Origin of the sequence: Paenibacillus zanthoxyli JH29 (assembly GCF_000520715.1) — a bacterium.
Taxonomy (GTDB): domain Bacteria; phylum Bacillota; class Bacilli; order Paenibacillales; family Paenibacillaceae; genus Paenibacillus_AQ; species Paenibacillus_AQ zanthoxyli.
Genome location: NZ_ASSD01000079.1, coordinates 1 through 26,168 on the forward strand (window position 1 = coordinate 1; position 26,168 = coordinate 26,168).

Here is a 26,168-nt window from a genome sequence, read left to right on the forward strand (position 1 = left end):
CCGACGCGGTGGCGAAGGCGCTGGAAACCCATGTGCAGCAAAGCGCACATGAGGACCACGCTCCCGCGCCGATCGCGGCAACGCTTGCGCTTGAGGATTTCGAGAGCGCGTTGAACGCCGAGCTGAAGGCTGGCGACGCTCCGGCGGCCTCGGCCGCTGAGTCCGACCACGGCCACGGCGGACACGGGCACAGCCACTCGTCATCGGCTTCCCGCGACCTCTGCCCATCCTGCGGCACCGCCTCGCTGATCAACATCGAGGGCTGCAAGACCTGCGGGAACTGCGGGTACAGCCGGTGCGGGTAAGCTTTATAAACATGAGGACTTGAACTTCTTAGCAGATGAAAATTTTTAAGCCTGTAGCGGCATAACTGCCGGATACAGGCTTTTTTTTAATAAATCACCCTAATAACGTTAAAATCCGTAAAGTTAACAGCTTGCTGCATCCCGTTTTACCTGTAGATTCTTTCATGAACTTTGTCGCCTTTTGAGTGAATTACAAATATTTCGGAGAGTATTGATACTGGTCAGTCAAAAGTTCTTGTCGAAAAATTATAACATAGAAAAATAACCCAATCAGGCAATGGTCTAGTATCCTTAAGTTCTCACACAAAAAGGAAGGACCGCCGAGTGGGTTACAAGAAGCAGTTTACCCTATTTCCAGGCGATTGACCATACCTATGCTTATTTGCAGCCGGAGCCTTTGATTTTGAGACTGGATTAAAATTGGTCAAAAAAAGAGGAGAACTGATGAGCCTTGCTACTGGAGGCGGCATGGCGGTGGTTCTTGGAATAACTGAAGAGAACATTGTAGAGGTGTTAGAACAAAATGGCTTATATTCGATTGATATTGCAAATGTGAATTCACCTTATCAGGTAGCAAAATTATGGTCACCTGAAAACAAGCGGTCTTGGGAAGAAGGATAAACCATTATTCTCGATGGATCGCTTGTTTTGTTATCATGGGGACAGGAACTTCTACTTTGAGTAGGGCATCGCTTTTTGCCGACACACCCTCAGCACTGTAAGACACGGATTCGAGGATAAATAACAAATCGTTTTGTCTGCATCATCGCCGACTCTTTTGATGAATGCTTTCTTAATTATGTTATATTTTTCCTCTTCGTTTTCCTGCGGTTAATTTCAAATTAATATTTGGATGAAAACTGATCTGTACGAAAATACGTCGGGGCTTGCTCTCAAAAGCTCCACCGACCTTCATATCATTGAACAATTGGTCGAGAAGGATGTGAAGCAAAGGCTGGAGTCGAACCTTAGTAAAAGCGCAGCAACGGGAATGACTTTGCTTATGATATTCAGTTGGTTCAGGGCAGGGAGGAAAAGGGGGAAAGATAAATAACCATTTCTAGCCTCTAAGGGTTATCCTATTTTTTATTTCCGCCAAAAAGTTGAGCAGTCTGCCTTATCCAAAATATTAAACCCGATTATTTTCTCAAGTAATGAGAAATCAACCGGACTATCCCACCGGATACGTACCAACTGCTTAGTGTGATCATAGCCAGCCTGTACAATTTCATCAGAAAAGTGATTAATCCCTGACGTTTCAGGGGCTACAGCCAAATGATGCTTGGATACGCTAAAGCCAATGATAAATGTGCCGTGATCGGTAAACATAGGCTGATTCCACGCAATTTTTGGCATTAAATTTGGAAATTTCTTAGTTACCCAAGCCAAAATTTCTTCCGTTCGGGCCCGATGCTGCGGGTTATTAATATGCGCTAAATATTCTGCAAAAACTTCCATGTTGTTCCCTCCTAAAATAAAAATTATGTCCTTCAGAGAAGTTCCTCAAACCCCTATTTCCAATTATATATATTTTAAACAACCTGGATAGTCAATTTATAAAGCATTACACTGGTGTACAAATATACAATGTGATGAAACAAGTTATTTCAGGGTAGACTGGAAAATAAACCTTTCGACGAGAGTCTATACGCAAACTGTACAATCCATAAAAAAGCAGTACAATTGAACCTATGGACGCAGATATGAAACAAGCGATGAAGAGGGGTGTTCCTTGATGACAAATAGTAGAATGAATCCTAAGGTTGATGAATTTTTAAGTAAAGCTAAAAAGTGGAAGGAAGAATTTGAGAAGTTAAGAAATATCGTTCTTGACTGTGAGCTGACCGAAGATTTTAAGTGGATGCATCCCTGTTACACGTTTGAGAAAAAAAACATCGTTTTAATCCATGGCTTTAAAGAATATTGTGCGCTTCTGTTTCACAAAGGTGCCTTGTTAAAGGATACCCATGGGATTCTAATCCAGCAAACGGAGAATGTACAGGCGGCGCGCCAAATTCGGTTTACCAATGTTCAAGAAATAGTTGAAATGGAAACCATCTTGAAGGCCTATATTTATGAAGCCATTGAAGTTGAAAAAGCCGGATTGGAAGTGAATTTTAAAAAGAATACAGAATTCAACATTCCTGAAGAATTTCAAAATAAATTCGATGAAATCCCTGCCTTGAAGACGGCTTTTGAAGCATTGACGCCCGGACGGCAAAGAGCATACATTCTTTATTTTTCTGAACCCAAACAGTCCAAGACTAGAGTGTCAAGGATTGAAAAATGGATGCAGCAAATTCTGGATGGAAAGGGATTAAATGATTAGGTGTGTATGCAAACCTAAGCAAGATACGGTTGGTGTCTTATGCCCGGTCAGCCAAGATTTGTTTCTGGGTTAAAATCAGGTTCAAGCGAGACATCCTCTAATATCTGCCTCCAAAATGCCTACGAGGTCCTTGATCAATATGACTCCAGATTAAAGGGGCCAAGCCGTGAAAACAAGCGATCCCGGGAAGAAGGATAAACCTTTAATTCTCGATGGATCGCTTGTTTTGTATAGGTTCTTACATAATTAACGACTGCTTGACCCCATGACAGCATTTACAATCTTTTTTATGTTAAAATACGCATTTATCAAGATTTACACAATCCACACAACGATCTAACATTCTATTTACGCTCCATTGCTAAACTTTTCCTATTGTCCCTGGTGACGAAAAAAAGATGATAGAAGGAGATTAGGATGAGATTATTAAAGTACATAACAGCTATGCTGCTGGCATTTCTGTTGACAGTGGGGTCTTTGAATGCGGCAGGACCTGTATGGGCAGAGTCTTCGGATGCTGCGGTATCCGTCAGCAAGGTAACGGTAACGTTCAATGGCGACCCCAAAACGTCCAAGGGATTCACGTGGTACACGCCGAGTGCTTCTCAAGACAGCACTGTACAGGTTATTGAAGCGACCTATGGAAAAGCGGAGTTTGACACCGGCCTCACATTCAAGGGAATAACCCAGGTATCTACAAACTCTCCTCTGGAAAATATGCACAAAGCCGAAGCAACCGGCCTCAAGGCAGACACCGCTTATTATTTCCGCGTGGGAGATGCCGCGCTGAATGTGTGGAGTGAGCCGGGAACGTTCAAGACGGCGCCTGCAGGCGGAGCCTTCACGTTCATCGACCTGGCCGATACGCAGGCGAAGACCGAGGACGAAGCGATCCTTTCCTCCGAAACGCTGTCCAAAGCGCTGGCGACGGTTCCGAATGCCGACTTTGTGGTCCATAACGGCGACATTGTCGATAACGGAATCAAGGAAGAGCAGTGGAACTGGCTGCTGGGCCACTCCCAGCAAAGCTTGCTGAACACAACGATTGTACCGGCTGCGGGCAACCATGAAGATGAGAACAATGCGTTCATCGAGCATTTTGACATCAAACCGGCCGCAAGCTCGGCTACGGAGACCGGAGCGTATTACTCCTACGATTACAGCAACGCGCATTTTGTGGTGCTGAACACGAATGAGAACTCGGAGGAGTATGCGGATTTCTCCAAGGCCCAGGTAGAGTGGCTGAAAAGTGATGTGACAGCGGCCAAGGCGGCAGGCGCCCAGTGGATTATTGTGAACATTCACAAGGGGCCGTATACGACATCGAACCATGCGACCGACAGCGACATCATGGGACCAAACGGAGTCCGCAACAAAATTGCCCCATTGATGGCCGAGCTGGATATTGATTTTGTCCTTCAGGGACATGACCATATTTACGCCCGCACGAAGCCGATCAAGAGCGATAACACCGCCGCTGCGACCGCGAAATTCATCGAATCGCAGAACGGCAAATCCGTGGAATACACGGTCAACCCGGACGGGACGATTTATCTGATCCCGGCGACAGCGGGGCCTAAGGTCTATTACAAGAACCAGAAACCAGAGCTTGGAGACAAGTATTACGATCTGTTCGAGCGTGCGGAAGAAAACCATGCGGCGAAATACGGCCCGGACCCAAGCGACGCCACCCGTCCAAAACGCAGCCAGGTCCAGAACTTCGTCGGCATCACGATTGACGGCGGCAAGCTGACGGCATACACGTATGAAATTGATCAGAATGTGGACAAAGCAGCTCCGTATCTGGTTGACCAGTTCGGTATTCAAAAAATCTCCAGCACCGGTAATAGCGGTGACACTCCTAGCAATACTGGAGGTGGAGGAACGAAGCCGACGGTGCCAGCTACGCCGCCAACTGCGCCAACGGCACCTGCGGTACCAACAGCGCCAGTACCAGCGCCAACTGCCCCGGCAACAAAGCTGAAGGATATTGACGGGCACTGGGCAGCATTTGCAATCAACAAGGCCGTAGAGATTGGATTTGCCAAAGGGTATGCGGACGGGACCTTCCGTCCGAACCAAACGGTCAACCGGGCGGAATTTATTACTCTCCTGATGCGTGCTGTGAAACATCCGGATGCCGGGAAGTCACTAGGCTTCAAAGATGCGGGCAAAATTCCGGCTTGGTCGCAATCCTTTGTCGCGCAAGCTTTGGATGCGGGTATTATTGCCGGCTATAACGATAACACCTTCCGTCCCGAACAGGTCATCACAAGAGCCGAAATGGCGGCGTTGATTGTCCGTGCTGGCGGGGTCCAAGTGAATCCTAAAGCGGTGCTGTCTTTTGCGGACGCCAAAGATGCTCCGAAATGGGCCGTTCCTTATATCGCAGCGATTAAGGATGCGGGGCTTGTGAACGGAATCGGTCAGAACCGGTTTGCTCCAAATCAAAGTGTCACAAGAGCGGAAGCTGTAACCGTCATTCTGGGGCTGCTGCAGCGAGCGCAATAATAGCAGTTTTTCACAAACGGGGCGTCCCATAAGCCATCAATGGCTAGGGACGTCTCTTTCGTATGTACAAAAAGTGCAGTCGGTGTCCTGCCCGGCGTTCCGGGGTCGGACGTTGCTCCCGTCCCTGCCCAACCTTCAAATTTCTGAATTCCCCTCAGCGGGTCCTCAACATTATCTCGCTCGCATCGTCAACGAAGCGTTGAACGCTTAGGCGATAAGCTTTTTGCTTCAGCCTACCCGGGCGGGACGATACAGCTGCCACCCCAAGATGCTCGCCAAAAAAGTCACTCTCTACGCATACACTCAGCTCATTTACTCTTCCCGTCAAATCACCAAGGCAGCGAGGGAAACTATTCCGTTCATGTGGCTGGCCGACGCCAGCGTCCCTGCTTCCGCAAAATTAACCGTGAAAAATCTATTGGATAGTACCCCCAAAAATATTGAATTATGGTATAATACAAAAAGATGTTATATAAAACAATATTACCCACATTAGGTAGGATGGAGGGTCTTAGTCTTGGTTGAGCAAGCGGCAAAGGAAAGCGCCCTGCAGAGCGTGCATGGGCGGATATCCAGGAAGGCTGAAGAGTTCCCCGAAGCTGAAGCCGTCGTCTTCGAGGGACAATTCCTGAACTACGGTCAGCTTGAAAGACGATCCAATCAGGTAGCCAATACCCTGATCGGGATGGGTATCGCCAAAGGCGATATGGTGGCCGTCCAGATGGAACGTGGCTTAGACTTGATTCCCGCTCTGCTGGGAATCTTGAAGGCCGGTGCGGTTTATGTCCCTATCGACATTCATTCACCCGATTCTCGCAGAAAACGTATTCTCCAAGAGACGCGGGCCAAGGTCCTTATTACCCAAACCGCTTTCGCACACGGAGCGGATTCGGAAGAGCTGCCGAGCCTTCTTATGGATGCACCAGACATGCTGGCGGACAAGCCGGATTCCCCTCCATGCATCGAAACGGCGTCTGATGACCTCATGTATGTCATTTATACATCCGGGACGACAGGCGAGCCTAAAGGCGTCAGGATTAGGCATAGCGGAATTTTAAATCTTTTCGACTGGATGGCAGAGAGGTACGGAATGGGCTCCGAAGTCCGCGTCCTGCATAAAGCCGCATATACGTTCGATGCGTCGGTGTGGGAGATCTTCCTGCCCCTGGTTCTCGGAGGGACGCTTATCATCGCGAAGCCCGACGGATACCGAAATCCGTCCTACCTGGTTGATATTTTCCTCCGCGAGAAGGTGACGACTGTACTTTTGGTCCCTTCCATGCTGTGGCATGTACTGGATGAACCTCTTCTTACGGAATGCAGGTCACTTAAACATATTTTTAGTGGCGGGGAGAGGCTTTCGGCAGAATTGCGGGATCATTTCTTCTCCAAGCTCTCCATCCCGCTTCACAACCTTTACGGCCCGACTGAGGCCTCGATTCTCGTTACGTCCTGGACCTGCATGCCGGGCGATTCTGGCAGCGTGGTTCCGATTGGCACCCCAATAGATAACATGCAGCTCTATGTGCTGGATGAGTATGGAGGCCCGGCTGCTATGGGCGAAACCGGAGAGCTCTATATCGGTGGCGCCGCTCTTTCGCCAGGCTATATCGGCAATCCTGAAGAGAACGCCAAGAGGTTTGTCGCCAATCCGGACCCGCAATCCCCGTGGCGGGTTCTTTACCGGACCGGTGATCTCGTCCGGCAGCATCAAGGAGGCATCCTGGAATACTGCGGCCGGACCGACGAGCAGGTCAAGATAAACGGATTCCGCATCGAGCTCGGGGAGATCGAGGCGTGCCTGCGGCGGCTGCCCCAGGTCAGAAATGCGGCGGTCGTCCCGGAACGGACGAATGACGGCAGAAATATGCGTCTGCTCGCTTATCTCGAAGCTTCGCCCGAAGAGATAACGCTGGGCGCGCTGCGCACTCATCTGAGCAATTATCTGCCTGATTATATGATCCCGGCCCGGTTCAAGGTCATCGGGAAGTTCCCGCTCTCGGCGCATGAGAAATTGGACAAGGGGAAACTGGCCTTGCTCGAAGGCACGATGCTGGAGAACGGATGGGTACAAGTGAAGGCGAAGACAGATGAGGAGAGACTGCTTGCGAGCATGTGGTGCGATTTGCTGGGTATTTCTTCGGTCGGTATACAGGACGATTTTTTCGAATTGGGAGGGGATTCGATTGCAGTGCTCAAAATGGTCGCGAGATGCAAAAGAGAGAGGGTAACCGTGACGCCGGAAGAAATATTCAAGCTTCGGACGGTCGAGAAAATCGCAGGGGCGATCCGGGATCGGGCCCACCCTCTCTAAAACCACTCCCGCAGGGCTATCTTTTTAGCTAAATAAGATACGACTACCATTAGGAGGACTACACTATGCAACTTTCGCCAGATGTCAAGGAACTTCAGCACGCGCGCAAAGATTTGAAGTCTGGACAGTCCAACGTTCAAGATCAGGACATGATGCTGTCGTATACCCAAGAAAGCCTGTGGCTTCTTGAACGAATGTGCAGGGAAAGCGGCCCTGCGTTCAATGAGCCTCTGGTATTTCATCTAAAGGGTGCGATTCGGATAGAATTCCTGGCCCGTTCGCTGCAACGAATCGTGGAGCGCCACGAATCGCTGCGGACGACCTTCACCGAAACCACAGCCGGATTGAGAGCAGCCGTCCACGAAGCGGTAGACGAGTTCGTCCAAATCGCAGACTTCCGCAGTTTGGGGGCAGAGGGAGCCCGCAGATATGCGGATGCGGCGGTGTTCGAGACGTACAATCGGCCATTCGACCTGGCTTCAGGACCGCTAATCCGCGCCGTCATTGCAAGGATCGCCGACGATGAATGCCTGCTCGGCATCACCATTCACCATATCGTAACCGACGGTTGGAGCATGAAGCTCCTTATCGAAGAGCTCGGCCGGCATTACATCGCCCTAAGCGAATCCCGGGACTTGCCGCCCCTTGAGCCAGTAGTGCCTTACAGCGAGTATGTACAGCGCCTGCGCCAAGAATATGAGCAAGGGGGCTTTGAAGAGAAGATTGAATATTGGAAAAATGTCCTTGGAGGAGCCTCCGAGCTGCTCAATCTGCCCGTCGATCGGCTTCGTCCCGCTACCCAGTCGTTCAAAGGATCGACCTTTTTTTTCGAGGTACCCAAGGCTAGGATAGCCGGGCTTTTTGAAAAATGCGCTGAAACAAGCGGCACGACGGAGTTCGTCGCTCTGCTGTCCGCGTACGCCGTGCTGCTAAGCCGCATAAGCGGCCAAGACATGGTGACAGTCGGCACGACCGTCCTCAACCGCGGGAACTATGATGACATTGAGACGATCGGATGCTTTGTCAACACAGCGGCGCTGTCATTCTCGATGGACGAAGGCTTGACTCTCCGGGAATTGGTGGCCCGGACGGCTCAGCGCTCTCTGGAGATGTTGAACAACCAGGACGCTCCCTATCCCAAGGTGCTGGAAAGACTCGGTGTGGAAAGGGACCCAAGCTCCAATCCGTTGTTCCAGACGATGATGACTTCGCTCGGCAAGAAGCCTTCTCTGAATCTTGGCGGCGGAATCGCCTGCCGGAATGTTCAGCTGCGGCGGACGGGCGCCAAATACGACCTTGTGCTGTACATCAGCGAAACGGCCGATGAATACGAGTTCGAGGCCGAATACAATGCCGATCTATTCGATTCGTCTACAATCGAACGCTTGATGGGCTATTACGTTTACCTGCTGGAGCAATTGGCTGCGGATATCAACGTCAGCGTATCCTTGGTCGACTTCATTCCGGGCAGCGATCGGAAATTGCTTCTCGAGGAATGGAACGATACCCGTGCGGATTATCCCCGCATGACGGTCATCGACAGCTTCGAGGTCCAAGCGGCCAAGACCCCCGATGCAGTTGCTGTCCAGTTCAAGAACCGCACATTAACCTACCAAGAACTGAACCGCCAGGCTAACCGGGTCAGCCAGTATCTCCTGGCTGACCCGGGCAGGAAGGGAGAATTTATTGGCGTATTCATGGATCGGTCATTCGAGATGGTTGTCGCCTTGGTGTCCATCCTGAAGGCCGGACTCGCTTATGTTCCCATTGATCCCGAGTATCCCTCCGACCGGATCGCCTACATGATCGAAGATTCGGGTGTCCCGGTCATTCTTACTCAGCGGCATCATCGCCATTCACTGGAAGGTGTGGAGGCGGAGATCATCGTAATGGAGGATCTGAATCTTCCCTCAGGCGGCGATCAGAATCCGGTGAGGGAGCTACTAGCCGACTCCTCCGTTTACATGATCTACACCTCGGGTTCCACAGGACGGCCGAAGGGGGTTGTCAACCGGCACGTGTCGCTCTTTAACCGTCTGTACTGGATGCAGGAAACGTATTGGCTCAATCCCGGGGATCGGATTCTGCAGAAAACGCCGTTCAGCTTCGATGTATCGGTCTGGGAATTCTTCTGGCCGCTCATGGTCGGCGCCAGCATCGTGATGGCGGAGCCAGGGGGCCACCGCGATCCGGACTATCTGAAGCAAGTCATCCAAGAAAACGGGGTCACAGTTCTTCACTTTGTCCCGTCTATGCTGAATGTCTTCCTGGAGGAGGAAGGGCTGGAGGACTCTTGCGGCTCCCTGCGGCTCGTGTTCTGCAGCGGCGAAGCCCTGCCTTATTCGTCGGTCCGGAAATTTCGAAGAACGCTCTCCTGTGAGCTTCACAACCTCTATGGCCCGACCGAGGCCGCAATCGACGTTTCTCACTGGTCCTGCCACGATGATTACCCCGGCAACGTAGTGCCGATTGGGCGCCCTATAGCTAATACCCGGCTTTACATACTCGACAAGCATATGCAGCTTCAACCGGTCGGGGCTCCGGGGGAGCTGCATATCGGCGGCGTCTCTCTCGCGAAAGGCTACCATAACCGCGATGACCAGACGCTTAAAGCATTCGTCCCCGATCCGTTCTCGGCCGAGCCCGGGGCTCGACTCTACAAAACGGGCGATCTGGCCCGTTTCCTTCCGGATGGTCAGATCCAGTATTTAGGGCGTATCGACAACCAGGTCAAACTGCGGGGATTCCGGATTGAACTAGGGGAGATCGAGGCCATCGTACGCAGTCTCCCGGGGGTCAAAGACGCCGCCGTCATTTTGCACGAGGCGAACGGTAACCGGATGCTCTGCGCCTATGTAGCCGCGGACGAATTCGATCCGGAAGAGGCCAGGGAGCAGGTCTCCCGGCAATTGCCAGAATTCATGGTCCCCAGGGCTTTCATCCATGTACAACGTCTTCTGACAACGGCGAACGGCAAATTGGACCGAAAGAGCCTCCCCGAACCACTGGCTGCGATGGCACCGGATCAAACCGATCCGTTGGAACTGCCCACGACAGAAGAGCAGCGGACGCTGTCCCGAATTTGGAGTGAAGTTCTGGGTCAGGAGCATATCGGGCTGAATTCCAATTTCTTCCGTCTCGGCGGTGATTCCATTCTTAGCATTCGCGTCGCTGCGCGTCTACGTGAAGAGGGCTATAAGATAGAAGTTCACGAGATGTTCGCGAATCCTACGATCCGTCAGCTTGCGCAAAAGCTGACGCTGAAGGAATCTGTGGAGAGAAGCTCTAACCCAACAGCAGCCTTCGGCTTGGTCCATCCGGATGACAGGCTTGAAATGAGCTCGGATATCGAGGATGCTTGGCCTGTGACGTCGCTTCAATCGGGGATGCTGTACCATTCTATGCTGCATGAAGACTCTCCAGTTTATCACGATATTTTCACCTACGATATCCAGGCACCGGTAGACCGTGCAGCATTATTTGCAGCCATCAGGGCTGTCGCGAACAACCGGCCGCAGCTTCGAACGGCTTTTAATTTCGACCAGTTCAGCGAGCCGCTCCAACTTGTCCATCGGTCGGTCGAGCCGCCGGTCGGGGTAGCCGATTTGAGCGGACTGCCTTTCGAGGAGCAGGATCGAATGATTGTAAACTGGAGCGAAACTGAAAAGGGGAGGCCGTTCGATTTTGCGGAAGCTCCTCTATACCGGGTTCAGTTCCATATACGATCGGTGTACGAATTCAATCTTGGCTTGTCCTTCCACCATTCCATCTTGGACGGATGGAGCGTCTCCCTGGTCCTTAGCGACTTTCTGAGCGCCTATGCAGACATCCTGGATGGCAAAGAGCCGGTTCTGAAACCCGAAGAGGCCAGTTACGGGGATTACGTCGCGCTGGAGCGGCAGGTGCTTCAGTGCAAGGAACATGAAGAGTACTGGGGTTCTAAGGTATCAGCCGTTGCGGCAACACCGCTCTTTGGCGGACCGGCTAATGGCGCCGAACGCCAGCCGGGTATCCTTGTATCGGACGAGCTGTCACTTCCGGCCCAAACGGGGGACAAGCTTGATGAGATTGCCCTTCGTCACGATCTGCCAGTCAAAAGTATTCTGCTGGCCATCCACCTCAAGGCACTCTCGCGGCTTTCTCCATCGAAAGAGGTTGTTTCGGGTCTCGTGGTGAACGGTCGGCCGGAGATACAGGGCGGTGAAGGACTCGCAGGATTGTTTCTGAATACGATACCGCTGCCTGTGAAGCTGCCGGAGGAAGACTGGCCAACTTTGTTCAGGAATGCTTTTGTCTTGGAGCAGCAGGTGATGCCGCACCGCAGGTATCCGCTCGTAGAGATCCTCAAGCGCAGTGGAAAAAAGGCCTTGTTTGATGTTGCGTTTAACTATACAGACTTCCATGCGTACAGCCAGAACGGCAGACGGTCTCCCGGAATCGTTGCCGCTCGGTACTTCGAACATACGAATATTCCTGTAGTTGTCCATGCTCATCGGGACCCCTTCCAGAAGCGGCTGCGGCTGATCATCAACTATGACTCAGGACTTGCAGAAGCTGCCTGCGTCCGCCGATACCTTGACTACTTCCTTGAATCGCTGAAGGATGCGGGAATTGACCATGGGGGATTAGAGAAAAAGGAGGACGCCGCTCCCCCTACTGAGCTTGAAAAGCAGATTGCAGGCATCGTCTCCGAAGCCTTGGGAACCGCAAATATCGCTCTCGACGACGACTTCGTCAGACTGGGCCTCGATTCCATCATGGCCATCCGGGTTGTAGCCCGGATCAAGCGGCTGGGCATCAAGCTCGGCATCAAGGATGTCTTCGACAAGACGACAGTCAGGCAGCTGGCGCAATATGGGGAGCTTCGGCGGGGTCAAGAGTCCATAATGGCCCGTACCCGGCCTTTCGATCTGGTCCCCAATCCAGAAACTGCTTTCGCGAAAGGAGTGGTGGATGTTTACCCGGTGACATCCATGCAGCTTTATATGATAGAGAAAAGTCAGATTGATGTCGAACAGGCGGTCTACCAAGACGTATTTTCCTATCATTTTTCATTGCCGTTGAAGAAGGACTTGCTTCTCCGTTCCCTGGCACCGATCATAGACAACCACGAACTGTTCCGGACCGTACTGGATCTGGACGGCTATCCGGTTCCCATGCAGTTGGTTTACAAATCCGTGCCGCTGCTGCTTGAGGTAACGGATCTTGGAGCGTTGACCGCCGATGAACGGGATCGGACGTTCCATGATTGGTTCGAAAGCGAGAAGGGCAGGGGGTTCGATTTAACCCGGCCGTTGATCCGTTTCCATGCTCATCGGTACGGCGAGTATGAATTCAAGCTGACCTTGAGCTTCCACCATGCCCTGATCGACGGCTGGAGCCTGTCGCTCTTCATGAAGCAGTGGATCGAAAATTATGCCGCTGCATTATCCTCCAAGGAAGCAACTGCGCCCAAGAATCCGGTCATGAAGTACAGGGATTATGTCCGGCTGGAGCTGGAGAGCAAAGCTTCCGCATTCTCGCGCGCCTTCTGGACCCTGGAACTCAAGGGTTACCGGTACAACTCACTGCGCCGTCCTGCCGGGAGCGGGAGCCAGAACCGTTGGAGCGAGACAAAAGTTGTCTTCGACTCCGGTTTGCATCAATCGTTGAGCAACCTGGCAAATCGGCTGGGCGTCCCCTTGAAGCATGTTCTTCTGACTGGGCACCTCGCAGCCATTGGTCTCCTGTGCGGGGAGACGGACGTGCTGACCGGAGTGTTCGGGAATGGCAGGCCAGAGGAGGAGGAAGGGGAAGATGTTCTCGGGATGTTCCTCAACTTTTTGCCCGTCCGCCAGAAGTTAAGCGGGCTTACATGGGCAGGTCTTATTCACGAAACGTTCGAAAAGGACCTGGGGCGCCTTACTCACCGGCGCTACCCTCTTGATAGCATCATGGATGACCTGGGCTCAAGCAGGCTGTTTGAAACGATTTTCAATTATACGCAGTTCAAATCCTACTTCGACCTTCGCACCGAAGGATATGGAAGCGGGAGCGAACCGGCACTCAAAGACGTTAAGTGGTTCGAGCATACCGATTTTCTCTTGTTGACCAACATGGGACATGACCTGGACGGTAGACTTGTTGTGACCTTGAATGCTGACGGGCATGTCTTGTCCCAGGCTTATATAGAAAGAACAGGTGAATTGTACGTGGCGGTTTTTGCACATATGGTTGCCGATGAGCTGGCCCTCGTGGACGATTTGCAAGCTTTTATTCCGGAGCGATTGGCAGTTTCGAAGCCCTAATTATGGAGGGATTTCAAACCAAAGGAGAGATGGAACAGATGAGCAACCAACAAGGATTGATAAGAGTGCATACACAGACGGATGGATACGAGTGCCGTTACCGGGTTTGGGGCAAAACTGAAGGCGATGATGTCATCGTACTTTTGCACGGGGGCATCAGCCATTCGGGGTGGCAGGCACCGCTGGGCGAGGCCATCGCTTCTTCTTCGGAGATTTCGTTCATCGCGGTCGACCGGAGGGGTTCCGGTCTGAACAAGGAGAGCAGAGGGGATCTGGTGACCAAGGAAAGAGAAATTGAAGATGTGGTTTCACTCATCCGTTCGCTCCAAAGCTCCTATACCCGGATTCATCTCGCTGGATGGTGCTTTGGCGGTCAAGTGGCCTCAATCGTTGCCTCGGAGCTAGACAAGGAGGGGATTCTGTCTTCCTTCATCCTCATTGCTCCCGGCTTTGCCTTCACGGAACGGTACAGTGACGTCCTTAGGCTGTCAATGGAAGCCATCTTCGAGGTTATAAAAGAGTTCGGAATCAAGCCGGAACCAGAGCATGCGTTCATTACCGTTCCGCTTCAGCCGATTGATTTCACGGACCGTAAGGAATGGCTCGACTTCATCCACAAGGATGATCTCCGGCTGCACAAGGTAACGGAGCGTACACTACGCGTCTGGTATGAGCTGGCCGATTGGTCGAACGATGCCCTTGCGGGAATCTCATCAGTCCCGGTATTTGCCGTCTTTGGCAGAGGTGATCGACTGGTAGATAACGCCAAGGCGGAGCGTATACTTAAAGAGAAAATATCCTCTTCCGATTTCTCGACGGAGACGCTCGAAGCGCATCATGCGGTTCAGTTCGATCAGACAGAGAAACTGGCGGAGCTCGTGATACGCTTCGTGTCGAGTGTCCCTGACAGGGTGACGACGTGATTCATCGAAGTACGCTTCGTGACCTGACGCTCATGCTGGCCAGCATGATCACGATTATCGGGACGACCGCGATATCCCCAAGCCTTCCGAAGATGGACGACTTCTTCCGTGGAGTCCCGAACGGTCATTACTTGGTCCTGATTTCGCTCACGCTTCCGGCATTGTCGGCAGGGCTGTTCGGGCCGCTAATGGGTTTCGTGATCGACCGTTGGGGTCGAAAAAGGGTCTTTGTGTTGGCACTAGTGCTTTATGGGCTGTCAGGCATTTCGGGTTTCTTCCTGTCGTCGCTCCCGCTGATTCTTGCCAGCCGGTTCGTACTCGGCATTTCAGTGGCGGCTTTGACAACGTCCGCGACCGCGCTTATTGGCGATTACACAGAACGCTCCAAGCTGGCAGCAGCCATGGGCAGGCAATCCTTGTTCATGTCATTCGGCAACGTGGTTTTCGTCTCTTTAAGCGGAGTATTGGCCGGTTTCAATTGGCGGTTTCCGTTCCTGATTTACGCCATATCGTTCCTGATCCTTCCCGGGGCGGTTTGGCTGCTATCCGACAAGCGGGCACCGATAGGACCGAAAGTATCGAGTGAAAAATCCAGGGCAGGGATTCCTGCGGGCCGGACAGCATTGGTCTGTCTGATCGGATTCGCCAACATGGTCGCGTATTTTATGGTTCCGGTTTATCTGCCATTCTATATGAGGTCGTTTTCGGCCAGCACCATGAAAGTCGGTGTTTTACTCTCTTTAGTCGGGCTGAGCTGGGCGCTTTCGTCTTCCCAGTACCGCCGGCTCCGGAAGAACCTTGCCTTCGAGCGGATCGCCTTCCTCGGGCTAACGTTGAACGCGGCTGCCTACATGCTGCTTGCGTATGCGTCCACTTACGCCGTCGTGATCACCGCGCTCATCTTGCTTGGAATCGGGCTGGGCACCATGCTTCCCAATTTAAACGCCTGGCTGCTTTCCTTCATCCCTGAAGCACTGAAGGGCCGTGCAATCGGGCTGTTGTTCTTTTTCATCTTTATGGGCCAGTTTTTCTCTCCCGTCATCACTCATCCGCTGACCGCTATGGCAGGGATATCACGAAGCTATTTCTTTGCCAGTCTGCTTCTCGTTTCAATTGGGCTGACTTGCGGTTTGTATGAATATTGGCAGCGCCGGGTATCGGCAAGAGAAATCCATCATAGCCCAGAGGAGAAAAATCAAACCATCTGAATGGAGTATGGCGTGACGTCTATATGCGAAAATGAGATGAAATGGATTAATTGGGAATAATATGATACCATACAGGGGATCGGTTTTTAGCGGAGAAACAAGCCTGAAAGGGGAAGCTCAAATGGAAACAAATAAATTGATCCGCTTCACCAATCCCGAGACATTACCACCGACGTTTGGCTACTCGCATGTTGTGGAAGTCAGAAATGCGAGAACGATCTATATTTCGGGACAGGTGGCTTTGGACAAGTCCGGCCAACTCGTCGGAGCAGGGGATATGTCTGCCCAGACCAGGCAAGTCTTTGAAAATATTCGGCTTGCTCTGGAAGCGGTGGGGTTATTTTTTAAGGATGTGGTCAAACTAACCTTCTTCATGACAGACATTTCCCAGATGAAATTTGTGCGGGAAATCAGAGACCAATACATCAATACGCAGAATCCTCCGGCCAGCTCGGCGGTCGAAGTAAGAAAGCTTATTCGGGAAGACCTGCTAATAGAAATCGAAGCGGTTGCTGTAGCTGCCTTGGACCCGCAGTAGACGAAGGATTTCGATTTGACATTCCGAATTATAGCTAAGTCAAAGCACCACCCGCTCAGCGGGTGGTGCTTTGACTTAAAGGATGGACAGTGGAGAAACCCTTCGTAATTTTGAAAATTAAGGTTTAAAGATACTTCGCCTATTAACGTTAAGCTTTGCGGAAGAGAGATGTATAACACCTTCCTCCACAGCCGATACAACGGCCGCAATGCAAACAGGCAATAATATTGCGGATTTAAGAGACAAGATGAATATTGGAGTTATAACTGTACTTGCCAATAATCGCTTGAAAAATCTGTAAACGTGAAAAGCCGACAGTAGCCCTATGCCACTTTGAGGAGCTTTTCAATCTGAGGGAGTGGCACGCCGGATTGGGCTTGGTGGTAAGCATACTCAATGAAACACTGTTTTTTCTGCCAGCGATAATAATGTAGTCCATCCACAAGACTGGATTGAAGAACCGAAGCAGACGGATACCAAGAATCCATTAACGCACAGAGTCAAGCGTGTCTCTTTTTACATTTTATTGAAGGGAATTTGGGCAAGTACAGTAATTTATATGCAATATGATGTAAATCTCGAAAATCTCAGATAAAATGAAAAATCATAGTTGCATCATAGCCTGAGAAATTATAGTCACCTGAAAACAAGCGATCTCGAGAAGATGGATAAACCTTTTTTCTCGATGAATCGCTTGTTTTTTTAGGTTCTTACATAATTAATTATTGCTTGATTCCATGACAGCATTTATACACGAATCTAATATTCGCAGACTTTCTACAGCGCTTGACCTGGGGCTGCGCGGTTGAATCTGATAGCAAACCCGCTCAGGCGGAGGGGATTCCAGATGATAAATAAAGAATTCACCTGTTTGTTCATACCGGCGTGCCAGAGACATCGGAACAATCGCCCATTTTTCAGGACGGTCCATGAATGTTTCGATCAGTGAAGCAGCATCTAAACGGATAGGCGGGTAATTTCTGTCCCCAATCCACCTGTCATACCATGCCCGAAAGGATGGGTTCCACTCAAAAAAGAGCTGGTTTGACATATCTAACTCCTGATCCATTAAAGTGTGGTTTGCAACCGGCAATGTTCCTTTGCTTATTACAATCATTTGTTCCGTAAGGAACTTCTTAACAAGCTTGTTAGGCATAGGCGGTTCCAAATTGGCAAAAGCAATATCGATCTCACCGCGTTCCAACAATTGGTATAGTTCCGTTGATTGCTGAGTGCGAATGCAAATCTCTATTTGTTTTGAAAATTTGCTTAGTTCCTTGTAAATGGCAGGAGGACGTAAGTTTGAATGCTGTCCGCTGCTCCGATCGAAAGTGTCAAATGTTTGGTGCGGGTACGGATCTGGCTGGTCTCCTGAATAAGGGCCTCCCATCTTCTGGCCAGCACTAAAAATTCCTGCCCGCTAGGAAGTTAACGATAATGTCCGGAGTCCTCTTCCACGGTCGATTAAGTTCATCCCGACTTCCTGTTCCAGTTGAGCCAACCGGTGACTTAGGGTGGACTGGGATATAAGTAAGGAGCTGGCGGCATCGGTTAAACTACCGTGTCTTACTATAGAAAGAAAAGCTTCGATTCCCAATCTTCAGCCACCGCCTATATCACGGATGTTGTCACTCACTCCAAGGGTGCGGCCACTTCCTTGTACCAGTGTTTCTTTTATTTGGGGGGGAGCCTCGGGGCGTGGATTCCTGGAATCCTGTGGAGATATTTTCATTGGTCCGGTATTGTCGTTACGACGGTAGGTTTTATTTTATTGGCGTTAAGCAGTAATTATTTTCTCGGGGGAAGAAGAGGTCGTGTTGCTCAATCTAAGTGGGTGACTGTATAAATTTACACTAAATATAAAAATAAGGTATTTAAACTGAAAAGTACAGGGAAACGTGATTCAAAAAAGTTTTATTTCAGCTTCGGTCTTTGTGATGAATCCTTCTCCATTAATTATACAGCTGATATCCCCAAAGGGGGAGATAAATGCTTTTTTTTCAATTGTGAGCGGTACGGTCGTTTAGAAGGTATTGGTTCAATTGTTATTTTAATTAAGGGCTGGTGAAGAGCAGCCAGTTCGTTAACGGCTTCATTTCAGCATAGGATTTGGGATGAACACAAAAAAGGTTGGGTCAGAATCATCTTCTGCCCAACCTTTTTCTATGTAAACAAATTGCGGTTTTACCGTTCGCTTCAATTGACATAAATGGAAACCGTGATAAAATATAGATTAACCAAAAATAATAATATATTATACCATAAATAAAGTAAAAAGTCAACTAGTTTTTTTAATTTTTTCTCAGAAAAATTAAAAAGGAGGATAACGGCATGTATTTAGCCCGTATTTTCAACTCCCTGAACATATCTATGCAGGAACATTATATGAATGAATTGCTGGAATTAAACGAGAAGACCAAAGAATACGGCCTGGTTCTGACCCCGCAGGATGTTGAGCTGATGATGGCGGCGAGAAACGAGGTCCTGCACAGCTACGGGCGGGTGGAATTGAGCATCGAAGTGACCAAGGTGCTCATCGAGGTATTCTCGGCCTCTTCGTTCATCCAGCAGGAGAACTATGCGGATACGCTGAATGAGCTGCATGAGGTTTTTTATGATCTGAAAAATGAAACCGAGGACCGGATCAGCGACATGAAGCTCATTCACAGGATGAAGGAAATGTTCGAAGAGGATTGCGAGGGCTCACTGGGCTTGTTGAAGAGTAAGCTCGAAGAGTATGCCGAAGAGTTCCGAAGAGAATTGCAGAAGAACGAGTCGTTATCTTTATTGGAAGGAGAAGAGGATGATTGGGATCTGAAAAACTGAATAATGGGCGCGATCTGACCGTTCAGGACGGCATTCGCAAATCCCGGCTGGAGCGAAATCAATATACGATCTCCTTAATGAACGAAGGCTTGCGGGCGGGGCTGCTGAAGAGCCGGGAAATGATTAGTATACAAAATACGTTCATGCAGATCCTGCAGGAGCTGATCAAGAAATACACCCGGGGCGAAAGCACCTCGGTCACCACGGAAACCGCCGAAAGCCTCCTGGCTTCGATCATGTATGCATCCGATGCGTATCTGTTCAGCTTAGAGGAGCCGGAGAAGGCGATCACTTGTCTAAAAACGGTTGATGTTCGCCAAATCTATGAACGAGGCGTGGAAAAGGTTAGTCAATGCCTCGAAGAATCCAAGCAGCTATATAAGGAAATCACGGCAAACAAGCTGGAGGTTCCGGTCGATGCCTATAACATGACCATCGATGAGTCCCTGCCTGTTTTTCTCAGAAAATACGGCATCATCTTCGATGCCCACAATACGATGGCGAGTATCGATTACCCGCTGGCCGTGGATGATATGCGGCTTCAGGGTGTTTTTTATATGAAGCAGTATTTGGAGCGGCTAAAGCTGGAGACCGAGTTCTGCGCGATATTCGATCAGCGGGAGCTGCTGGATTTGTTGGTCCACTACGGAAGGGAATGCAGGCTTAACTATCGGATCGAGCTGTTCAATATATATGAGCTGGTGCTGAATAATGCGATTTTCTCCGTTTTATCAGGGGGAGATGCCGATGAAATCCGAATTTTCGAGAGTCAATACCAAAGGTTAGAACAGCAATTCATGAGCCTTACTGAACCGCAAATCAGGTCCGTCATCGGAGGTGCGATGGGAAAGCTACAGCAAGAATTGCCGATTCATCCGCAATTGAAGGAATATATGGACAGGTGCAAGGAAGAACTCGTTCAGCGGGTAGCGAATGCCGCAAAGCAAAACAGCTTGCGGGCTGTCATTATTACAGAGCGGGGGGCGAGAGCGAAGTCCATTGTTATTTTCTTCAATGAAGAGGATAGAATGAGCGATGTAGAGTTAAGAAGACGGCTGGATGAGATTACGGCTTGCGAGCGGAAGGAGGATAAAGTCCAGCTGATTTTATCTAGCTTTCATTCCTTCCATGACCTCCTCGATATGCTTGAATCCGACTGTCTGTACGGGGATGAGTATGATGCTCTATTCCATGCGTTTGGCGATATGGAGCTGGCTATCTTAGCGAAAATCGTATTCTATGAAGAGCTGCGAAGTGAGTCCTTGGATTTGCCGTCCATACTGTTACTTAAGAATGAGTATAAGATGGATTGGCAAATGCAATTTGTCCGGTGCCTGCAGGGGATGAGCCGGGAGCGGATGCAAGCCGCATGGAAGTATATGAATGAGATGGACTATGAACAAATGAAATTTTATTGATCAGTAATGCTGCAAGATCATAGACGAACAGACCTGACGAGGAATCCCTCTATCAGGTCTGTTTTTTTATTGGAGGCTCGACAATAGCTGAACAGAGCAATACGCTGATGAAACTGTCCCGGCAATGATCAGAAGCCATACTCGATGAAAGAACCCGCTTCTTACGCACTCGCCAAGTCCTTGGCCTCTCTTTCGAAGGTCCGAACCAGTTCCGGATAAAGCTCGCCTTCACGCAGCAGTTCCTCATGTGTGCCTTCCTCGACGACCTGCCCATCTTTCATGACGAAAATGATGTCGGCATTCATTACCGTGGACAACCGATGCGCAATGATGATCGTCGTCCGTCCCGAACGCTTGTCATCCAGGAGCTGCTGCACCTTTCTTTCCGTCTCCATATCCAGGGCGGAGGTGGCTTCATCCAGGATGAGAATATCGGGATCTCTCAGCATCGCTCGGGCCAAGGCTAGACGCTGACGCTGGCCGCCGGAGAGCTGAATGCCCCGTTCCCCAATGGTTTCATCCAGCTTGTTCGGCAGCTTCATTATCGTATCCAGAAGCTGCGCGTCCTGCAGCACGCCGATAAGCTGTTCCTCTGTGTCTTCCCGGCCGAACAGCACGTTCTGCCGGATCGTATCGGCGAGCAAGTAGGGTTCCTGGAATACGATCGCAATCCTGCTCATCCAGTCCTGACGACGAATATCGGTAAGCGGAATGCCGTTCACCAGAATTTCGCCTTCGCTTGGATTGTAGAAGCGGGTGAGCAGCTGGGCTACCGTCGATTTGCCGCCGCCGCTTGCTCCGACGAATGCGATTTTCTTTCCGACAGGCAGGATGGCGGTAAGGCCGTTAAGTACATTTTTATCCTCATAAGCGAAGCTGACGTTCCGGAAATGAATGGATTGAACCTCGCCGCTGAGCGGTTTCGTCCCGTTATCAATTTGCGGTATTTCATTGAACGCTTCGATGCGGTCGATTAGAGCGAATCGCGCGATCATCATCATGACGTAACCAAACAGCCAATGGATTTTCTCCATAATTTGCAGCACCAGTTGCAGGACAACTACGAAGGTGCCGAGGCTCAGTCTGCCTTCCATCAACTGATATCCGCCTACGGCTACAACCGCAACGGAAACTCCCCACCGCAGGGGCTCGCTGAACAGCATCTGAAGGTTGACGGTCCGTCCTTCCTGCAGAATCGCGTCAAAGTATTTTTTAAACAAGGCTTGATAGCGGTTTGACTCCCATTCGGTCCTGTGAAAGGCAACGACCTCCCGTGTCGAGGAGATTCCTTCCTCCAGATGAACGGTCAGATCGGTCCGCTTTTCCAGCACGACGGCTGCCGCTGTCTTGATCCTTTTTGCAAAGAAACAGGCATTTCCGATGTACAGCAAGCATACAGCCAAGACGCATACATAACCCAGATATTCGAATAACCGACAATGGCAAGCATGATGAGCGCTTCGAACATACTCCTGATCCCGGTGGGTGTAAGGTAGCTGACCAGAGAACCCGTATCCAGCACATCACTGTTCAGGTTTTGGACAAACCTGGCGGCTCTCTCCTTTTGGAAAATGGAGATGGGAAAGCAGAACAACCGGCTGAACATGTTTTTGGTCATGATCTTCGTAATGATATATTCGTTTCGGACAAACGTACGGCGTGGCAACGAACAAGATGGCACTACAGATGAAAATAACGGCGTAAATACTAAGCAGAACGGGCAGAAGCTCGAACTTTTGCTGCATGAACAGATCATCGATGATGTATTTTTGCACGTAGACGGAAGCGACGCCGAAGAAACTTTCCAGAATGAGCAGGACGATGGCCAACTGAAAGCCGCTTCTGATCATCATGAGATGATTCCATATCCATTTTATATATTTCATAGCGTAACCTCCGAATCAACGGTAATTGCGGCAGTCTGATCCTGTCCCTGGGCCAAATTATAGAAGATGCCTTCCCGGGCAATTAATTGTTCGTAGGTGCCGATCTCTGCGATTGTCCCCTCATCCATGACTACAATTCGGTCAAAATCCTTTATGGTCGATAACCGGTGTGCAACGGCGATCATCGTACGGCCTTCAAAGAGGCGATCCAGCGCCGTCTTGACCTCTGCCTCGGACACGTTGTCCAGCGCGGAAGTTGCTTCATCGAGCAGGACGATTTTCGGATCTGAGATCAGCATGCGGGCTATCGCGATTCTTTGCTTCTGTCCGCCAGACAGTTTCATGCCGCGGTCGCCGACCAAAGTGTCATAGCCCTGCGGAAGCTGAAGGATGAATTCATGCGCCATTGCAGCTTTCGCGGCCTGCTCAATCTCCTCGTCCGACGCCTCCGGCCGTCCAAACCGGATGTTCTCTCTAACAGAGAAGCCAAACAGATACGATTCCTGGAGTACATAACCAGTACTACTTCTTAAATCTTGAAAAGACAGCCGGGTGATGGGTACACCATCCAGCTCGATCGTGCCTTCCTGAGGATCATAGAAACGGTCAACCAGCTTGAGTAAAGTCGATTTTCCGTTGCCGCTGGTGCCGACAAGGGCCAACCGCTCTCCGGGCCGGATGTCCAGCGTGAAGTCCCTGATGACCGGCGGGCGATTGGGGTAGCGGAAACCAACCTCTTTGAAAGTGATTCGGCCGTTTATCGCTCCCGTGGGAATCGGATGTTCCGGTTCCTCCACAAGGGGCTTCAGCAGCATAAGCCTGCGAATCGGATGGGCCTGCTCCAGCATCATGCCTTGCTGCGCGAGATTGCCGATCAGACTGGATAGTTTGAACATGACGACAGAGTAAATAAGGAAAAAAGGAAAGGAAGGCGCCTACAGTTAACGTCTGATTACGGATAAACCAATATCCGAATACGAACAGTGCGACCGCTCCGGCGTCGAAGAACACCCTTCGGATGCTCCAGCGGGTATGTATGAAGAACACCCATTTCAAGGTGGTGTCCGTGACGGTCTGATACAGCCGGAGCCCTCGCTGCAAATCCCAATCCTCTGCGGAAAAAGCCCGAAAATCGCGGATGCCTGACACCGATTCATGGATTTTGCGGTTATAGTCCATCCGCTGTTCATTCATCCGTTCATTCCACTCAGCGGTCTTTCGATCAAGGCTCGGCCCTACAGCATAGTAGATTAGGAAGAAGGGGACGGCAACCAAGGTCAGTTTCAGACTGCCTGATACCATGACGGAAACAGCGAGAATAACGAAGAGGGCAAGCTCCAGCATATCTGGAAAAAAGCTGGTGTACAGCTCCTGCACCACGTGCACCTGATTGTTCATCAAAGAGAGTGTTTCGCCTACAGGACGCTGCTCATAGTAGGAAAAGCCAAGTTTCCGCAGCTTCTGAAGCACGGAGAACTGCAGGTCGCGCGCGGCTTTGCTTCCGACCGCTCTCTGAAGCAGATTGCGGAGCAGGGAAGCGCAGACGGAGAGCGCCACGATTCCAATTAGGAGGAGAAGCATCCCTGTAAAAGCGCTTTTATTCTTGGCCGGAATGATGCTGTCGACCAAATACTCGATCATCTTGGGGATCACCAGCTCTCCCGCAGCGGCAATCAGTCCGCATAGAACGATCACCATAAGTTGGCCTGCGTAAGGCCGAAGATAGGATACGACCCACAGATAGAGCTTGAAACGGCGCTCCTGCAGATGATCGGCCTGATTTACGGTCACAGCTTCAGAAACTTGACTCAAGCATCAACACTCCTCGAATTATAAACCTTCCATATGAGTGGAAAGTCAAGCCATAAAAATGTTGATTTGAAATTAGGCTTTCTGGATTTAACTGGATGGATAGGTTATTCTGTTGTGGAGGAGGGAGATTAATAATGGAACTTCATTTAAAAGGAAAAACAGCGCTTGTCACCGGTTCTACGGAAGGAATCGGCAGAGCGATTGCCGAGGCATTGTCCAAGGAAGGCGTATCTGTACTGATCAACGGACGCAATGCGGATAAGGTGTCCAAAGTTGTGCAAGAAATAAAGGAATTGTATCCTAATGCAAATCCTCAGCCCGCCGCTGCTGATCTGGGGACGGAAAGCGGCTGTCAAGAACTGATTAATCGGGGATTTGACATTGATATCCTCGTCAACAACTTGGGGATTTTTAAGCCTGCGGAGTATTTCGAGATTCCGGACGAAGAATGGTTTAAGTTTTTTGAAGTGAATATTATGAGCGGAGTCCGGCTGACACGGCACTATCTACAGCAAATGCTGCAAAAAGATGAAGGAAGAGTCATCTTTATCGCCAGCGAAGCCGCCATTATGCCTTCTCAGGAAATGGCGCATTATAGCGCCACCAAAACGATGCAGCTCTCGCTCTCCCGGAGCCTGGCCGAACTGACCACAGGTACCCGCGTTACTGTCAATACTATTATGCCGGGTTCGACGCTTACCGAAGGGGTGGAGACGATGCTCAATTCCTTATACCCCAATGAAGGTCTTAGCATAGAGGAAGCGGAAGTCAAATTTATGAAGGAAAATCGGCCGACCTCCATTATAGAGCGCCTGATCAGACCCGAAGAAATCGCTAATTTCGTCACCTTCCTAAGCAGTCCCTTATCCTCGGCAATTAACGGTGCGGCATTGCGGATTGACGGGGGATTGGTGAGAAGTGTTTTCTAATTCCATATACCTGAAATCGAACTAGATGTCAAATAAAGTGACTTCAATGTGCAGAATTAGGTGTACTATCTAGTAATTTTTAAACTTTTTATAATAACTATAAACAAAGTCACATCCCTATTAGAAATTCCACTTTTATAATATGACTAATCATATATTATAGAGGAGTGGGATTTGTGGGAAAATATGTATTGGTTAAAAAAGATTCTTGTATTGCTTGCGGAAGCTGTGGTGCTTCGGCTCCGGATATTTTTGATTTCGACGATGACGGTTTGGCGGAAGTCACTTACGAAGGGGACAACAACCGCGGTGTGACGCTGATTGCGGCTGATTTAGAGGAAGATCTGCAGGATGCCGTCGACAGCTGTCCGACGAGCTGTATCAAGACATCGGCCAAAGCTTTTGCATAAGGTATAAAAATTCAGAGCTAAAAACGGATGCTGTCTCACAAAGACGGCATCCGTTTTTTTATGGCGGGTGTGAGGGCTTTCATTTATCGCATCAGCTGTCAAAAGAAAATAAAGTTCTAGACTGAAAAATAAAGTGTTAAACTGACAATGCTTCATTAAGCTAACTGGCAGTTTAACGTGGAAACATATTTCACATACTTAAATTCCAGGTTATGGTAATGTAGAGTTAAATTTATGAAAAGTGTACAAGAGATGCAAGCGAAATGGCTGAAGAACCGTTCATCTTTCTAGCGTGTATAATATGTTTTCGTTAAGAATGGATGAATGTAAATAATACATATGGAGGTAATTAAGTTTGAGTACTCACTACTATCTCAGTTGGTTTAATAATTTTTTTCCAGAGAAGCTGGTCCATTGTTTGCATGAGGTTAAATCAGGCTCAATCTAAAAATTAGCGGTTGAAGTTTTCAAC

18 protein-coding genes and 4 pseudogenes are annotated in these 26,168 nt (G+C 49.8%); 15 read left to right on the plus strand and 7 right to left on the minus strand.

Features of this window, described 5'->3' with window-relative positions:
* Positions 1-305, plus strand: a pseudogene (locus tag L691_RS32445) (adenosylcobalamin-dependent ribonucleoside-diphosphate reductase); the annotation flags it as partial.
* 369 nt (positions 306-674) lie between these two features.
* Positions 675-878, plus strand: a pseudogene (locus L691_RS31005) (ACP S-malonyltransferase); the annotation flags it as partial.
* A gap of 513 nt (positions 879-1,391) precedes the next feature.
* Here L691_RS31005 and L691_RS0103025 read toward each other — a convergent pair.
* A complete protein-coding gene (locus L691_RS0103025) occupies positions 1,392-1,763 on the minus strand; it encodes an iron chaperone (protein ID WP_025688696.1) in 372 nt (123 codons plus the stop codon).
* Between the two features lie 277 nt (positions 1,764-2,040).
* Between L691_RS0103025 and L691_RS0103030 the strand changes: the two genes are divergently transcribed.
* From L691_RS0103030 to L691_RS0103060, 8 genes and pseudogenes are all read left to right on the plus strand, one after another.
* Entirely contained in the window at positions 2,041-2,634 is a 594-nt protein-coding gene (locus L691_RS0103030) for a YdeI/OmpD-associated family protein (RefSeq protein ID WP_025688698.1), read from the plus strand.
* A 417-nt stretch (positions 2,635-3,051) separates the two neighbouring features.
* A complete protein-coding gene (locus tag L691_RS27670) occupies positions 3,052-5,145 on the plus strand; it encodes an S-layer homology domain-containing protein (protein WP_084653783.1) in 2,094 nt (697 codons plus the stop codon).
* 112 nt (positions 5,146-5,257) lie between these two features.
* Positions 5,258-5,562, plus strand: a pseudogene (locus L691_RS34485) (transposase); the annotation flags it as partial.
* A gap of 100 nt (positions 5,563-5,662) precedes the next feature.
* Positions 5,663-7,459: a non-ribosomal peptide synthetase gene (locus tag L691_RS0103040; RefSeq protein WP_025688700.1), complete on the plus strand. Its 1,797-nt coding sequence runs from the start codon at positions 5,663-5,665 to the stop codon at positions 7,457-7,459.
* Between the two features lie 65 nt (positions 7,460-7,524).
* Complete coding sequence (locus L691_RS0103045; protein ID WP_025688702.1) at positions 7,525-13,746, plus strand: non-ribosomal peptide synthetase; 6,222 nt, start codon at positions 7,525-7,527, stop codon at positions 13,744-13,746.
* Between the two features lie 38 nt (positions 13,747-13,784).
* On the plus strand, positions 13,785-14,669 hold the full coding sequence (locus tag L691_RS0103050; protein ID WP_025688703.1) for an alpha/beta hydrolase: 885 nt from the start codon (positions 13,785-13,787) through the stop codon (positions 14,667-14,669).
* On the plus strand, positions 14,666-15,877 hold the full coding sequence (locus tag L691_RS0103055; protein ID WP_025688705.1) for an MFS transporter: 1,212 nt from the start codon (positions 14,666-14,668) through the stop codon (positions 15,875-15,877). Before L691_RS0103050 ends, L691_RS0103055 begins: the two co-directional genes overlap by 4 nt.
* Positions 15,878-15,998: 121 nt before the next feature.
* Complete coding sequence (locus L691_RS0103060) at positions 15,999-16,415, plus strand: RidA family protein (RefSeq protein ID WP_025688707.1); 417 nt, start codon at positions 15,999-16,001, stop codon at positions 16,413-16,415.
* A gap of 718 nt (positions 16,416-17,133) precedes the next feature.
* Here the strand turns inward: L691_RS0103060 and L691_RS0103065 are convergent.
* Positions 17,134-17,805, minus strand: coding sequence for a LysR substrate-binding domain-containing protein (locus L691_RS0103065; protein WP_025688708.1), 672 nt, complete (start codon positions 17,803-17,805; stop codon positions 17,134-17,136).
* A 30-nt stretch (positions 17,806-17,835) separates the two neighbouring features.
* Entirely contained in the window at positions 17,836-18,012 is a 177-nt protein-coding gene (locus L691_RS34155; protein WP_084653784.1) for a helix-turn-helix domain-containing protein, read from the minus strand.
* Positions 18,013-18,291: 279 nt separating this feature from the next.
* Here L691_RS34155 and L691_RS34160 point away from each other — a divergent pair.
* The 3 genes and pseudogenes from L691_RS34160 to L691_RS0103075 form a co-directional block, all read left to right on the plus strand.
* Positions 18,292-18,414 (plus strand): annotated as a pseudogene (locus tag L691_RS34160) (branched-chain amino acid transporter AzlC); the annotation flags it as partial.
* Positions 18,415-18,746: 332 nt separating this feature from the next.
* Positions 18,747-19,241, plus strand: a complete 495-nt coding sequence (locus L691_RS27675; RefSeq protein ID WP_036734990.1) for a DUF6323 family protein — start codon at positions 18,747-18,749, stop codon at positions 19,239-19,241.
* Complete coding sequence (locus L691_RS0103075; protein ID WP_025688710.1) at positions 19,223-20,659, plus strand: DUF6179 domain-containing protein; 1,437 nt, start codon at positions 19,223-19,225, stop codon at positions 20,657-20,659. The genes L691_RS27675 and L691_RS0103075 overlap by 19 nt, the downstream gene beginning before the upstream one ends.
* 161 nt (positions 20,660-20,820) lie before the next feature.
* Here L691_RS0103075 and L691_RS0103080 read toward each other — a convergent pair whose 3' ends face one another.
* The 4 genes from L691_RS0103080 to L691_RS33295 all read right to left on the minus strand — a co-directional run bounded on the left by L691_RS0103080 (position 20,821) and on the right by L691_RS33295 (position 24,357).
* Positions 20,821-22,062: an ABC transporter ATP-binding protein gene (locus tag L691_RS0103080; protein ID WP_025688711.1), complete on the minus strand. Its 1,242-nt coding sequence runs from the start codon at positions 22,060-22,062 to the stop codon at positions 20,821-20,823.
* A gap of 120 nt (positions 22,063-22,182) precedes the next feature.
* A complete protein-coding gene (locus tag L691_RS0103085) occupies positions 22,183-22,545 on the minus strand; it encodes an ABC transporter ATP-binding protein (protein WP_025688713.1) in 363 nt (120 codons plus the stop codon).
* A complete protein-coding gene (locus tag L691_RS0103090; RefSeq protein ID WP_025688714.1) occupies positions 22,542-23,207 on the minus strand; it encodes an ABC transporter ATP-binding protein in 666 nt (221 codons plus the stop codon). The genes L691_RS0103085 and L691_RS0103090 overlap by 4 nt, the downstream gene beginning before the upstream one ends.
* Complete coding sequence (locus tag L691_RS33295) at positions 23,152-24,357, minus strand: ABC transporter transmembrane domain-containing protein (protein ID WP_025688715.1); 1,206 nt, start codon at positions 24,355-24,357, stop codon at positions 23,152-23,154. Before L691_RS33295 ends, L691_RS0103090 begins: the two co-directional genes overlap by 56 nt.
* Before the next feature lie 134 nt (positions 24,358-24,491).
* Between L691_RS33295 and L691_RS0103100 the strand changes: the two genes are divergently transcribed.
* Entirely contained in the window at positions 24,492-25,286 is a 795-nt protein-coding gene (locus L691_RS0103100; protein WP_025688716.1) for an SDR family NAD(P)-dependent oxidoreductase, read from the plus strand.
* A 176-nt stretch (positions 25,287-25,462) separates the two neighbouring features.
* Entirely contained in the window at positions 25,463-25,696 is a 234-nt protein-coding gene (locus L691_RS0103105) for a ferredoxin (RefSeq protein ID WP_025688718.1), read from the plus strand.
* Positions 25,697-26,168: the final 472 nt, after the last annotated feature.